Origin of the sequence: Fischerella thermalis PCC 7521 (assembly GCF_000317225.1) — a bacterium.
GTDB lineage: Bacteria > Cyanobacteriota > Cyanobacteriia > Cyanobacteriales > Nostocaceae > Fischerella > Fischerella thermalis.
On sequence record NZ_AJLL01000081.1, the window covers coordinates 138330 to 151531 of the forward strand.

At 42.0% G+C, this 13202-nt stretch carries 11 protein-coding genes; 3 read left to right on the plus strand and 8 right to left on the minus strand.

Annotated features, from left to right (window positions below; all coding sequences use genetic code 11):
* Positions 1-54 precede the first annotated feature (54 nt).
* From UYK_RS0117535 to UYK_RS0117550, 3 genes are all read right to left on the minus strand, one after another.
* Complete coding sequence (locus tag UYK_RS0117535; protein WP_009453673.1) at positions 55-756, minus strand: carbonic anhydrase; 702 nt, start codon at positions 754-756, stop codon at positions 55-57.
* 220 nt (positions 757-976) lie between these two features.
* Positions 977-1288 carry a P-II family nitrogen regulator gene (locus UYK_RS0117545; protein WP_009453674.1) on the minus strand — a complete coding sequence of 104 codons (312 nt, stop codon included), beginning with the start codon at positions 1286-1288 and terminating at the stop codon, positions 977-979.
* 4 nt (positions 1289-1292) lie between these two features.
* Positions 1293-2261 carry a sodium-dependent bicarbonate transport family permease gene (locus UYK_RS0117550; RefSeq protein ID WP_009453675.1) on the minus strand — a complete coding sequence of 323 codons (969 nt, stop codon included), beginning with the start codon at positions 2259-2261 and terminating at the stop codon, positions 1293-1295.
* 300 nt (positions 2262-2561) lie between these two features.
* On the opposite strand from UYK_RS0117550, the gene UYK_RS0117555 reads away from it, so the two are divergent.
* Positions 2562-3557, plus strand: coding sequence for a phosphatase PAP2 family protein (locus tag UYK_RS0117555; protein ID WP_016871852.1), 996 nt, complete (start codon positions 2562-2564; stop codon positions 3555-3557).
* A 275-nt stretch (positions 3558-3832) separates the two neighbouring features.
* On the opposite strand, the gene UYK_RS0117560 is transcribed toward UYK_RS0117555, so the two are convergent.
* Positions 3833-4960 (minus strand): glycoside hydrolase family 10-like protein, encoded by a 1128-nt coding sequence (locus tag UYK_RS0117560; protein ID WP_009453677.1) that lies wholly within the window; start codon positions 4958-4960, stop codon positions 3833-3835.
* 652 nt (positions 4961-5612) lie between these two features.
* Between UYK_RS0117560 and UYK_RS0117575 the strand changes: the two genes are divergently transcribed.
* Positions 5613-6590, plus strand: a complete 978-nt coding sequence (locus UYK_RS0117575; protein WP_009453679.1) for an aldo/keto reductase — start codon at positions 5613-5615, stop codon at positions 6588-6590.
* Between the two features lie 63 nt (positions 6591-6653).
* Here UYK_RS0117575 and UYK_RS0117580 read toward each other — a convergent pair whose 3' ends face one another.
* From UYK_RS0117580 to hslO, 3 genes are all read right to left on the minus strand, one after another.
* Positions 6654-7319 (minus strand): LabA-like NYN domain-containing protein, encoded by a 666-nt coding sequence (locus UYK_RS0117580; protein WP_009453680.1) that lies wholly within the window; start codon positions 7317-7319, stop codon positions 6654-6656.
* Positions 7320-7728: 409 nt separating this feature from the next.
* Complete coding sequence (locus UYK_RS0117585; protein WP_016871854.1) at positions 7729-9750, minus strand: coiled-coil domain-containing protein; 2022 nt, start codon at positions 9748-9750, stop codon at positions 7729-7731.
* Positions 9751-9904: 154 nt separating this feature from the next.
* Positions 9905-10810, minus strand: a complete 906-nt coding sequence (gene hslO / locus UYK_RS0117590) for an Hsp33 family molecular chaperone HslO (protein WP_009453682.1) — start codon at positions 10808-10810, stop codon at positions 9905-9907.
* Between the two features lie 197 nt (positions 10811-11007).
* Here hslO and UYK_RS0117595 point away from each other — a divergent pair, with 197 nt between their 5' ends.
* Positions 11008-11388 (plus strand): hypothetical protein, encoded by a 381-nt coding sequence (locus UYK_RS0117595; protein WP_009453683.1) that lies wholly within the window; start codon positions 11008-11010, stop codon positions 11386-11388.
* 68 nt (positions 11389-11456) lie between these two features.
* On the opposite strand, the gene UYK_RS0117600 is transcribed toward UYK_RS0117595, so the two are convergent.
* Positions 11457-12671: an HhoA/HhoB/HtrA family serine endopeptidase gene (locus UYK_RS0117600; protein ID WP_009453684.1), complete on the minus strand. Its 1215-nt coding sequence runs from the start codon at positions 12669-12671 to the stop codon at positions 11457-11459.
* Between the last annotated feature and the right edge of the window lie 531 nt (positions 12672-13202).

A 13202-nucleotide genomic window follows, 5' to 3' on the forward strand; every position in this document is an offset into this window, starting at 1 on the left:
GTAATCGGTAATGACGCAGATGATCGCTCATTACCAATTACCAACAGTATGATATTAAGTGATAATACCCACACTACCCGTATCTAAATCATAACGACCACCGACGATTTTCAATTTTCCAGATTGTAAACGTTCAGATAAAAGGGGCGATCGCTTTAACCGTTGAATTTGATAATGCACATTAGCAATTACAGCATTATCAACTGTATTGCCTGGCTGATATTTGACCTTGGCTACGACTGGTTTAATTGCCTTGACAAAAGTGCTGATATCACCGGGTAATGGTTCGTTCTGCACTGCGGCGGTGACTGCTCCACATCGCTCATGACCTAATACCATCAGCAAAGGAGTATTCAACAACGCAACTGCATATTCAATACTACCGATCACTTCTGGGGTAGCAATATTTCCGGCAATGCGAACATCAAAAATATCACCGATGCCTTGGTCAAAAATAATTTCCGCAGGCACTCGCGAATCTGCACAACTTAAAATAGTGGCAAATGGATGTTGAGCTTGAGCTACTTCCTGCAATCGAGCCTGAGATTGATCGGGATATTGGGGTTGATGCTGAACAAAACGCTGATTTCCCTCCATCAGTCTTTGTAGTGCAGTATCTGGACTAAGAGAAAGACTAGCCGTCACGGGTAATTCAGCGGCTTGAACTTGTTCAACCTGCCAGAGTAAATTGCTAGCAGTTACCACCAAACCCATTCCCCCAAAGGCTCCCCACTTTAAAAAGTCACGACGTTCCATGAAAAACTTCCTTGCATGTAAGGTTTTTACCCAATAAAGGCAGAGGACAGGAGGCAAAAGGCAGTTATGTTGAAAATATACTTATCAAAAGGGTAAAAGGATCTTTTAATCTTCCTTGAAGCCTCTTTCCATCTACGAGACTTCCAAAGTGGAGACAAAAGGTGTCCTTGCTTGAAATCCCTCAATTTATTAATGGAATTATCTTCTGCTTTCTGCCTTCTCATAGTGACGCGACACATTTTAAGGAACGGATTTCCATCACATCAGAGACGTAACAGGTTCCACCGAATTTATTGAGTACGGGTCTGATATTTTCCACCGCTGACTTGAGTTGTTCTGGCATACAGAAAGCAATGATGTAAACATTATCAAGCATCGTCATGTCCAAATCTTCAGCCGTTCCTCGTAATCCTTTACCAGCGACATTACGAATGACAATATGGCCATGTACACCTGATTTGTCTAAACTCTCCAAAATTTTAGCCAGTTCAAAAGAGTTGGCAATAATTTCTATTTTTTTAACTAGGTGCATAACATTACCTCCAAAATAGGTTAATCCCGTACAGATATAGCGGAATTCCCACAATAATGTTGAACGGAAACGTAACTGCCAGAGCAGTAGAAACATAGAGGCTGGGATTTGCTTCTGGAACGGTTAATCGCATGGCTGCTGGCACAGCTATGTAAGAGGCACTAGCACACAGCACAGCAAATAAAAGTGCATCTCCTTGAGGCATACCAATTACTTTGGCGATCGCTAACCCAATGACTGCATTGACTATTGGGATCAGTATGGCAAAAGAGATCAGAAAAACCCCAGTTTTTTGCAAGTCTTTAATTCTTCTAGCTGCAACCAACCCCATATCTAGTAAAAAGAAGGTGAGAACGCCATAAAACATTCCCTGAGTAAAGGGTTCTAAAACCTGCCAACCGTGTTCTCCTGTTAAGAATCCAATCAGCAGACTACCGACTAAAAGAAAGACTGAACTGTTCAGAAATGCGTCTCGTAAAACTTCCGGCCAAGAAAAGTCCCGCTTGCCATCAGTAGTGAATAGATTCACCAGAATCAAACCAACAATAATGGCTGGGGATTCCATCAAAGCCAAAGCTGCTACCATGTAACCATCAAAATTAATGCCCAGCTCATTTAAAAAGGCACTCGCCGTAATGAAAGTAACAGCACTGATAGAACCATAAGTCGCAGCGATCGCAGCAGCATCGTAAGTATCTAACTTCAGCTTCAGAATAAAAAAAGTGTAAATCGGCACAACACAAGCCATCAGCACTGCTGCTACAAGTGTCAGTACGACTTCCTGAGTCACGCCGCTTTTCATCAGTTCTACCCCTCCCTTAAACCCAATGGCAAATAACAAATACAGTGATAAAAGCTTGGGTACAGGTGCAGGAATTTCTAAATCAGACTTGACAAAAACAGCAGTCATCCCCAAGAAAAAAAACAAGACTGGGGGATTGAGGATGTTGGATACGATCAAATTGGCATCCATGTCCATCCCTCCTTATGCTGATCAAACCGAAAGTTTAAAAAACTTTGCATTGAAAAAAACTTACACAACCATAAGCCTTGGTTTATCGTGTATCGTTACCTAATGTCAATTGAATGTGAAGTATCTCAAAACTTAGTCAAAAGAGGCAATAGGCAAAAAATGTGTGTATTTCGTTTAGGTACTTAAAATATTAGATATTAGTCTGGAAGGGAAGGAAGACAAAACAGACAAAGAGGTATTTTTCTCTTTATATTCCTTTATATTCCCCCATTCCTCGATCCCCAATCTCCAATTCGTAAAATGGGCAATTCTCTCAATCATTTCCCCAACGGAAATCCTTTGATACAGGCGCTACATACTGCTGTCAAAGGCAGAGCCAGATATAAAGTCAACGGACTGTATTATTCAGAAAGTCTCAAAAAATACCTAGAATCCAGATTGTCACAAGAAAAAATAATTACACAAGTTCGTGCTAACACTCTCACAGGAAACGTCTTGGTTCTTTTCCATTCGGAGATTAACCCAAATGCGATCGCTTGGCTTCTGCAAGAAATAGTCGTAGATTACACAAAACTAATTAATAAATTACCTCTACAAACAACTAAAACCAACACAGCACCAAAAAAAGTTAAGAATTCACCAATTCCAGACCAGCCTGTGCAAAAACAACTAAACAAAGCCAATAGTAAACTTATTCTATTATCTGGATCTATTTCCACCTTTATTTTATGCGCCACATTGTTGCGTAAATCTGGATTAGACGAAGTAACTTTACTAACAATTCAAAAGTTGCACACACCACTCTTAGACCAGATCATGCTTGGGATCACCTTTTTAGGAGAGCCACTAGTTCTGTTTTTGATTTGTTTGGGATTCGCAACCAGATCAGCATACAATCAGCGTCCTTGGGAAGCAAATAACCTAGGTCTAGCCGCAGTTGGTGCGATCAGCTTGAATATATTGCTTAAAGAACTATTTCGTCGGGCACGTCCAGTACTGTGGGATCATCTTGTCAAAGTTCGTCATTATAGCTTTCCTAGCGGTCATGCTATGGCATCAATGGTAATTTATGGTTTCATCGGATACACATTAACCAAGAAATTCCCTCAACATCGGCGACTAATTTTTGCTGGAACCACCGCTTTAATCTTGGCGATCGGTTTAACTCGGCTGTATCTAGGTGTACACTGGCCTACTGATGTAATAGCTGGCTATGCCGTAGGTTTAGTGTGGTTGACTGCATGTATTCAAACAATGGAGATAGGGGAAAAGTTCTCGCTTGTCAGCTACAGATAACTGCCAACAGAAACGCTTTTAACCGCACAGCAAACCCATAATCCATCGATATCCATCGCCTTGCACGGTGTACCTTACGGAAGCCGCTTGCGGGTCTACGTTTAATTGTTACCCATGGGCATCTAGCTTAAAAATAGGTGTGGGGGTGTAGGAAGATTGTTATTTTCATTGCAAGGTTCGTGGGATTTTCCTATGATTAACTGTCTTGGTGCCTTTGTGTCTTTGTGGTTCAAAAAAAGATTTTTGAAACACAAAGACACTAAGACACAAAGAAATTATTCAACTCTGGCACGGAGTGCAGGATTGGCAAACAGAGTCTTAAATGCAGCCTGGCGCTTGTCGGGTGGTTCTGGAGCATATTCCCACAAGCTTTCGTAATAGAAGAAAGCCACACCTAAACCACGTTCTTGAGCAGCGCGCACCTGTGACTTGATTTGTTGTATTGGCACAGGGTTATTTCGCAATCCTGTCATGATACCGATGGCTGTTGGTATTTTTTGTTGTGATATCTGAATTTCAGGTCGGGAAATTTTAGCGACGAAACTTTGCAAATCGGAACGATAAACTTGCATGATTAGCTCATCTATGATGTTTTTATCGAGCCAAGCCAGCCAATCTTGCAACTGGAATTTATAAGCAAAGTCGTGGTAATTAGGGGAAACGGAGAAAATGGCATTGGGTTTTCTGGCTTTTACAGCTTGATTGAGTTGTACCATAAACGCCGTAATCTTATCTGCCCGCCAGCGCATCCATGCTGGATCTTCAGGATTGCTAGGTGGATTGTTTTGAGTTTCCTGGGTATATAAGGCAGTTGTGTATTTGTCGTAGCCAAATTCTCGGGGTAAACTCATGTGATCATCAAACTGAATACCATCGACATCGTATTGGGTGACGATTTCGACGATGAGATTAGTGATGAACTCTTGTACTTTTGGATGAAAGGGATTGAGCCACATCACCTCACCCGCAGCACTGATGGAAGTTTGGCTACCATCCCGTTTTTGGGTAAACCAATCTGGATGGTTCAATGCCAATTCCGACATCTGGGGAGCCATAAAACCAAACTCAAACCAGGGAATCACAAGTAGTCCCTGACGATGGGCTTGGTTAATTAAGTCTGCTAAGATATCATGCCCGTCTGAGCCTCGCAATACAAAGGGTTGGATACCTTCGCGTTTGGCTACAGCACTGGGATACATGACATAACCAGAGTTCCACACTACGGGATAGATTGTGTTGAAGTTCAATTCCCGTAATTGCCTAACGGCATTTTGGACTTTGGTACGATCCCTGAGGGTGTTAAAGTCATTGCTGGTCATCCACACACCACGAATTTCCTGACGAGAAACCTGTGCTGTTGCAGAGTAAAGGTTATTAACCAAAAATGTCGTCAAGAATGACATTACAAAAAGTAGTGGGAGAAGATACTTGAGCCATCGCCTGCTAAGAGGGCACGAACTTTGAGGTTTGTATGATTTTTTATCTACCCACATGTGCGATCGTCTGCTTTGTTTATGAAATTTACTAGCCATCGTGTCTATGAACTGGTTGATCAGTGGTTGTTCATTCCGTGCGAATTGATTTATTGCCTGCCCAAAAACTGAAGCAGATTTAGCACAGTGAAATGATTGACGCAGATAATGGCTTGGTAGTGCCCACTATTACTTTTGCACAAAGGGTAAATACTTATTCCAAGAATAAGTTTATTGAATGTATTGAATTGTTTGATAATGAATTTTGGGAAAGCTTTTTATTTAATCACGCCGTGAATTAAAACTATGGCAACAGTCTGTTTTTATAATCGAACACAGATGTAGACGCCCGTAAGGGCGGCTTCCCGCAGGGTACACTCATGGAACACAGATAAATTACTCAGTGTGCATCGGTGTAACCTCCGGAAAGCTATCCTATGGGGCGTCTAATTTAATCAAAATCAAACTTTGGAAATTTACCAAAAACCAATTGGCAATTAAGTAAACAGGCTGATGATGGAGGGATTTTAAGGCTGTGACTCGGCTAACTGATAACTGATAATTGATGACTGATAAGTGTAACATGCATAGTCAAAAACTTTTTCTGCCAACAATGGGCTGTGGAACTTGGGCATGGGGTAATCGGCTGCTGTGGGGATACGATGAAAGCATAGATAACCAATTGCAAGCAGTCTTTGACCTTTGCGTAAGTCGTGGTGTGACTTTATTTGATACGGGTGACTCTTACGGAACGGGAAAATTGAATGGTCGCAGTGAGTTACTTTTAGGAAGATTTACCAGAGAATATCAAGGTATAGGTAAAGAAAATATTTTCATTGCCACTAAACTTGCTGCCTATCCTTGGAGATTGACACGCCAGTCGATGGTACGGGCTTGTAAAGCTTCTGCTGAGCGTTTGGGAAGAAATGTGGATTTGGTACAAATGCACTGGTCTACAGCTAACTATGCTCCTTGGCAAGAGGGATGGCTGTTGGATGGTTTAGGGGATCTCTACGAACAAGGTTTGGTGAAAGGAGTAGGCTTATCTAATTACGGCTCTAAACGGCTTAAACAAGTGCATAAAAAGTTTGCAGAACGAGGAATACCAATTGCGACTCTGCAAGTACAATACTCTTTACTGTCTACTTATCCTGTTACCCAATTGGGGATTAAAGAGGTTTGTGACGAACTGGGGATTAAACTAATTGCCTATAGTCCTTTGGCATTGGGAATATTAACAGGAAAATATTCTGAGCAAGGCCCGTTTCCTAAAGGTATTCGGGGACTATTATTTAGGCAGTTATTACCAGGGGTGCGATCGCTTTTAGCGTGTTTGCGAGAGATTGCTCAGTTCAGAAATAAAAGCATGTCCCAAGTAGCTCTCAACTGGTGCATCTGCAAGGGAACTATTCCTATCCCTGGAGCCAAGAGTGTAGAACAGGCACAAGATAATATTGGTGCTTTAGGTTGGCAACTAGACTCTAGCGAAATTGCAGAATTGGACAAAACAGCGGCAAGTACAGATAAAAAAATGGTGCAAAATATTTTTCAGACAAAATAGGGACCGGGGACAAGGGTGATGGGGTGATGGTGAGATAACCAACAACTAACCACTAACCACTAACTAGATATAGCTAGTATTAGCAACTTTTTCAATTTCTTTTTTAATGCTATCGAGATCAATAAAACAGTCAGCATAGTTAATTAGACTCTCGCTAGTCATTGAGTGCAGACTGACAATTTCTACCCTCACTCCTTTGTAGGAAACTGCATTTACAGCGTAAGCTAAGTCTCCATCCCCACTGACTAAAACCACTGTGTCACAGTGGGAAGCCAAAGTCATCATATCTACTGCAATTTCTACTTCTAAATTGGCTTTTTTAGAGCCATCAGGAAACTGAACCACGTCTTTGGTGACTACGCGGTAGCCATTACGACGCATCCATAACAAAAAACCCTGTTGTTTATCGTTGGTGCGGTCAACTCCACTATAAAAGAAAGCACGCAGCAGTCTGCCGTCTTTTACTAAATAAGACAGTAGCTTGGAGTAATCAATTTCAATCCCTAATTGTAAAGCTGCATAGAATAGGTTAGAACCATCAATCAAAATTACTACACGACCGCGATTTGAGATGTTACAAATAGTACTTTCTTCGGAAAATTCTGGTATTTCATCAATGTTTGCGTCTTGAGTATCCCCTTCAAGGATATTTTGTTCTTGATATAGGGATTGGTGTCGCGATGCTTGATTTTGAGTGTTTTTTTTATTAAAATTGGCTGTGTTAGACATTATTGCCTCAATATAAAAATTCAAAAAAATTATTGAAATTACAGTTGTTCATTAGCTAACTTTATCATTGTTCAAGTAATATTAAGAATTCTGTAAACAGTTTAATTTCTCGCTGCATGATTTTTACAAGTGGTTAAGCCATGACCAAATATTTGGTCATAATATTACTTCACAGTGAAAAATGATAGCTCATCATTAAAGAAATGATTCAGTATCGAAATTAAAGCCGACAGAAAAGTTTTCCAATTGTCTAACTAGTCATTAAATCATCTTTCTAACATATGTGTATAAATTCAACAGAATTATGTTAGATTTCTGTTCGCCTTAAAAAAAGGGTGTATGAGTGTAAGGGAAATCATTTTTATCCCATTGCCTTTGTCCATGCACCCTAACAAACTTAATATTACTGCTATTGTTGAATCCTCCCTGGCAATAATGGGTCAAATTGTTGCTCTGGTTCAGGATTTAGAAAATTACGCCAAACACGAATTTGTTCTTGAGCAGCGTTGTAAGCAGCGGCATAACGTGGAATTAGCCTAGCTGTTTCGATCGCTCTGGGAATATCAGACTCGCCTTGGGAGCGTGCTATGTCCAATAATTGCTGGCTCCATTGGTCGATGGCAATGCTTGCATCACTGCTTAAAATACTACTGCGAGGCACTCGACTTGCGAGTCTAATTGCTTCTACGAGAGCTTGAGGAGTACCTGCCAATGCCACTTCTTTTGCTTTGCTCCAGTTTTCTCGAGCGCGAATTTGGGCGCGCCAGTCATCTATGGCGGCTTGTGCTTCACCAGATAAGGCTCTGCCTGAGGGTATTTGTTGGGCAACGTTAATAGCGGCGGGAAGGTTACCGCTACTAGCTAAATCTCGTGCTTGATCCAATAATGGTTGGTCTTCTATCCGTTGTATCTTGGCTGTCCAAAGGGCTATTTTTCTTTGTGCTTCTCTATATAATGCCCGTCCTCGCCGAATCTGCCTTGCTTCAGTAATTGCCGCTTGCAAAGAGTTGATATCTTCTAACAAGGCTATCTCTTCAGCACGTTCTAAATAAGGTCTATCTTCGATTGTTTGGACTTGAGCAACCCAACCATTTATTTCTTCCCTAGCTTCTTCTGCACGTGGGTTGCTATTGGGGATTTGTTGTGCTTGGGCGATCGCTGCTGTTAAATCGTTAATTGTTCCTTGACTTGCCAGTGTCCGTGCTTTTTCGAGTTTTGAGACATCTTCAATTTCTAGTTGCCAACGAGCGATCAACTGTTGGGCTTTGTCGTAGACTGCTCTGGATGGATCAATTTGTTGAGCTTGGGCAATTGCTGTCTCTAGAGCTGCTACAGTGCCAATCCAAGCATTTCTTTGGGCTTCTGCGATCGCAATAAAGTCCTCTGTTTCTGACTGTAGTCCTGTACTCAAAGGAATTTGCTGGGCTATGGATATAGCTTGGTCGGCATCACGACGGTCTAGGTTTTTCTGTGCCAAATCTAGCATCGCGCGTCCAAATTTGGGAATTGCTTCTTGAGCTTTCGGGTAAACGTAACTGTCCTTTTGGATCGACTCTGCAATTTTAATCGCTTTGAGTAAGTTATCTACATTTCCGCTTTCAGCTAGATTTTCAGCTTTCGCCAGTTTATCGCCATCTTCTCTGGCACTAGTAATCCGTCTATTTAGTTGGTCATATTTGATACTCGCCCAATACTTGTTATTGACTCGTAATAATTTAGCAGCAGCCATAAATGCGTCGTGCCAGTGTTGTTCACGCATTTCGTTTTCTGCTTGTTGGTAAATACCCTCTGCTTCTAACCAAATTTTTTCCCATGTGCTAATTTGCTCTTTTACCAGTTGATGAGCAGGCAGGTCTTCTGGGATTTGCTTGGCAGTGGCGATCGCTTCTTCTAATTTGCCTTGTTGAAAACTTTCATCTGCTAACTTTAAAATATCTCGTGACCATTGTTCCAGGTAGCGGTCTATTTCCCCTCGTAAGGGATGGCTTTCTGGTAATAGCTTCACTAGATCAATTGCTTGCAGCAGGTCTTTGACTGTTTGCTTAGAAGCCGCGAGTTGGGCACAATGTAAGCGTACCGACGCACTAGCCAGAGGCCAGAAAATAGATGGACAGTTGGGGGCAGATGGCAACTTGAGTAGCATTCCCATTGCCATAAATGCGATGCCGCCAGGGACTAGTGTGAACAAAAGCGCCCACAAAACCCAGCTTTTTAACCAGCGTGGCATTTTTCCAGAACCATGACCACTGGGGGGTAGTTGTTCAGAAGTGTTTGGTTTTGACTGCATCACAGACTTGGAGTTAGAGCCGGCAGGTGGTATACCAGACATTTTAGTCTCATTAGCGTGACCGGCTCGGGATAATCTTGTCATCATATCTGGCTCTCTAGCTCTGCCTAATGACCAACTTTCTGAAGTATCCCGCTCTGTCATCTCTCACACCAAAGTAGTTTAATGGCGATCTACGTTGAATCGCAACTATGTTGTTGTCATGGTAACTTTCTCATCGAGAAAAATCCACCTCTTGCACCATCATACCTCCATAGATATCATTACTATCCCAAACATAAAGTATCTTTTTATACTGCTATCTGGTAGCGGATGATTCTGCTTGCAAATCAACAATTAGCTGAGCTAAGTGATCGCTACTTGCCTGGTAAACTGTGCCACAAAAGTCACAAGTCGCTTCTGCGCCATTGTCTTTGATGATCATGTCTTGCAGTTCTGCTTCTCCCAACATTTTCAGCGCTCCTAAAACCCGATCAAAAGAGCAACCACAGTGGAAGCGTAGCATCTGAGTTTCGGGAAATATATTTACTCCCATATCTCCCAGTAAATCTTGAAAAATTTCTATCAGAGACTTACCAGCTTGAAGCAGAGGTGTAAAACCGCTTAAAGCAGCAACTCGTGATTCTAAAGTTTCTATTAAAGCTTCATCTCTGGCTGCTTTGGGCAAAACTTGTACCAAAAGACCGCCAGCAGCAGTTACCCCACCTGGTTCTACAAATACGCCTAGTACTAACGCTGAGGGAGTTTGTTCAGATGTTACCAGGTAATGGGCCACATCATCTCCTATTTCACCAGAAATAATTTCAACTGTACTGGAATATGGGTAGCCATAACCAATATCACGTACTACATAGAGAAATCCATCACCAACTGCACCACCGACATCTAACTTGCCTTTAGCATTGGGCGGTAGTTCTACTGCCGGATTGCCCACATAGCCACGTACTGTACCATCGAGACCAGCATCTATTAATATACCACCCAAAGGCCCATCACCTTTTACCCGGATGTTGACTCTAGAGCCAGTCCGCTTCATATTGGATGCCATCAACAAGCCAGCGGTCATAGTCCGTCCCAAGGCAGCTGTTGCTACATAAGACATCTGATGGCGCCGCCGTGCTTCTTCTGTGAGACGAGTTGTAATCGCACCCACCGCACGAATTCCACCATCGGCTGCTGTAGCGCGAATTAATTGATCCGCCATGAAAATCCTTACATTTCTTTACAAACTTACTTTCTCTATTTTAAGTTCACAGCTTAACTAAAATTAACCAAATATATTGCAATTAGGATGACAATACCCGTACCAACCACAAGCGGCTTTCCGTAGAGCAGAAGTATAGCTCATCCCAGTCTTTGTCATACTATAAAGAAAAAGCGATAAGAGCGATCGCGTCAACAATGCTAGGTAATTTTCAAAAAAGTCAACTCCGGATAGAAATGGAAGCATCAGCAACTGCCATTGGAGACAGTCTGCTGCGTCCTACGCAATTGGAAAAATGGCTACTTTCTGGTAGTCTTCCCCCCGGAATGCCAGAACAGTTACATCCAGGATTTCAATTTACAACTCGATTCGGGCCGATCACGATTCATCATCAAGTAGATGTAGCACGTCCTAATTGTCTGCGTTTAATTCTCAGTCAAGGAATTGATGGTTTCCATGAATGGTACTGGGGAGAAGGTTGGGTACAGTCTCGCCTAGAAGGAATTTCACTTTTGCCACTGGCTTTAGGACAAAGTTTAAATTTACTAAGTTTGCGTCAGTTTTTAGCACAAAAATAAATTAGTTGTTGTTTGTTGGTTGTTTGGAACAATCAACAATCAACAACTAACAACCAATCACTAACCAATTACGAAGTACTCTTCAATTCAGCTGTGCGTATTGATAATTGCTGCGTTTGATTTCCACGTTGGACTTTCACCTGTAACACCTGTCCTACGCGAGTGTCTTCCACAAGATTTTGCAACTGTTCAGCACTAGTAATTGCTTGTCCATCAACTTGGGTAATAACATCGCCACGTCGGATACCTGCTGTAGCTGCTGGAGAATTAGGTAAAACCCGTACTACCAAAACCCCATTCACTTCTGGAATGATGAACTGAGAATTGGGGTCGTTGTTGTTTTCTTTTGCTAGCTGGGGTGTGAGAGTGATCATTTGCACACCCAAATAAGGATGAGCTACTTTACCACCACGTTGCAATTGGGCTGTAATTTGTTTAGCTTTATCGATGGGAATAGCAAAGCCAATTCCCATAGCATCAGCACGAATAGCTGTATTAATACCAATGACTTCACCTCGGTCATTTAACAGTGGTCCACCAGAGTTACCGGGGTTGATTGCAGCATCTGTTTGAATAAAGTCTAAGCGTTTGTCAGGGATACCAACTTGAGCGCTAGAGCGTCTCAGGGTACTGACAATTCCTAAGGTAACGGTATTATCAAATCCTAAGGGATTGCCGACTGCGATCGCCCAGTCTCCTACCTGGACATTAGAAGAAGAACCCAAAGGTGCGACAGGCAAATCACCGCCAGCGTCAATTTTAACTATTGCCAAATCGGTGACTTCATCAACACCTCGGACTTTGCCGTCAAATTTACGCCCATCTTTAAGGCTGACTGTAACTCTATCAGCATTATCGACCACATGGGCATTAGTCATAACTAAGCCACTTTTGTCAATAATGAAACCAGAACCTAGACCCCGCAATTGTTCTGGGGGTAACTGTTGGGGAAAACTGTCCCCAAAGAACCTGCGGAAAAACGGGTCGTCATAAAAATCAGGTAGACGACGAGTAACTGTACGCTCAGTATCAATCCGAACTACAGCTGGGCCCACACGATTTACCGCCGCAGTCACAAAGCTGCTATTACCAATCGCTGCTGTCGTTGGTGATTGCCGTTGAGCAATAAGTTGTGGTGTGTCATTTGTAACTGGCTTCGGTGCTGGGTCAGCTTGGGAGGGTGACACTCGGATAGTGCCAACAGTGAGTACAACTCCTAAAATCATCGCTAATGCATGAGTGAAGAGTTGTTTGATATACCTGGGTAGTTGGGAAAATCGCATAACCACAACCTTATTTTTCAGTCTAGTTAGTTATGTATTTGTTCATTTTCTTTAGTGTAAGTAGTTTATAATGGCTACTTAACATACCTAAATATTAATTGTTGCAGATTTGATGTTAATTCCTAAGTGTTGACGCTAGTTCTCATGTCAGAGTTTCATACTTGCTTTAGTCTTGACACTTGGAGATTATTATGACCCATTTATAGATCAATTTATTTGAATTTGTAGGTGACAAGCCATTCTGGAAACTTACACTCGCAATATTCGGGAATTAGGATGATTCTTTCTTGGCAATTGCTGTTAATTCAAAGATATAATATACGCTTTACTTAAAATCACAAAGTACAATAGGACTCAAATGAACCCATTGCTTCCTTTGGAAGCATAAGACCTTTGTAAGACCCTTATTACAGACAAGACGGATAAAGTCCACTCCCCACACCCCTTACATTCCCAGACGCTTCAAACAGCGCGTCTGTACATTACTCCCCACTACTATCCCTATCTAAGTTAGGATCTTATGTATTCCTA

Bases quoted from the DNA above. Each gene is read 5' to 3' on its own strand.
- UYK_RS0117535 (WP_009453673.1), bottom strand. From the start codon at position 756: ATGGAACGTCGTGACTTTTTAAAGTGGGGAGCCTTTGGGGGAATGGGT.
- UYK_RS0117545 (WP_009453674.1), bottom strand. From the start codon at position 1,288: ATGCACCTAGTTAAAAAAATAGAAATTATTGCCAACTCTTTTGAACTG.
- UYK_RS0117550 (WP_009453675.1), bottom strand. From the start codon at position 2,261: ATGGATGCCAATTTGATCGTATCCAACATCCTCAATCCCCCAGTCTTG.
- UYK_RS0117555 (WP_016871852.1), top strand. From the start codon at position 2,562: ATGGGCAATTCTCTCAATCATTTCCCCAACGGAAATCCTTTGATACAG.
- UYK_RS0117560 (WP_009453677.1), bottom strand. From the start codon at position 4,960: ATGTCATTCTTGACGACATTTTTGGTTAATAACCTTTACTCTGCAACA.
- UYK_RS0117575 (WP_009453679.1), top strand. From the start codon at position 5,613: ATGCATAGTCAAAAACTTTTTCTGCCAACAATGGGCTGTGGAACTTGG.
- UYK_RS0117580 (WP_009453680.1), bottom strand. From the start codon at position 7,319: ATGTCTAACACAGCCAATTTTAATAAAAAAAACACTCAAAATCAAGCA.
- UYK_RS0117585 (WP_016871854.1), bottom strand. From the start codon at position 9,750: ATGACAGAGCGGGATACTTCAGAAAGTTGGTCATTAGGCAGAGCTAGA.
- hslO (WP_009453682.1), bottom strand. From the start codon at position 10,810: ATGGCGGATCAATTAATTCGCGCTACAGCAGCCGATGGTGGAATTCGT.
- UYK_RS0117595 (WP_009453683.1), top strand. From the start codon at position 11,008: ATGCTAGGTAATTTTCAAAAAAGTCAACTCCGGATAGAAATGGAAGCA.
- UYK_RS0117600 (WP_009453684.1), bottom strand. From the start codon at position 12,671: ATGCGATTTTCCCAACTACCCAGGTATATCAAACAACTCTTCACTCAT.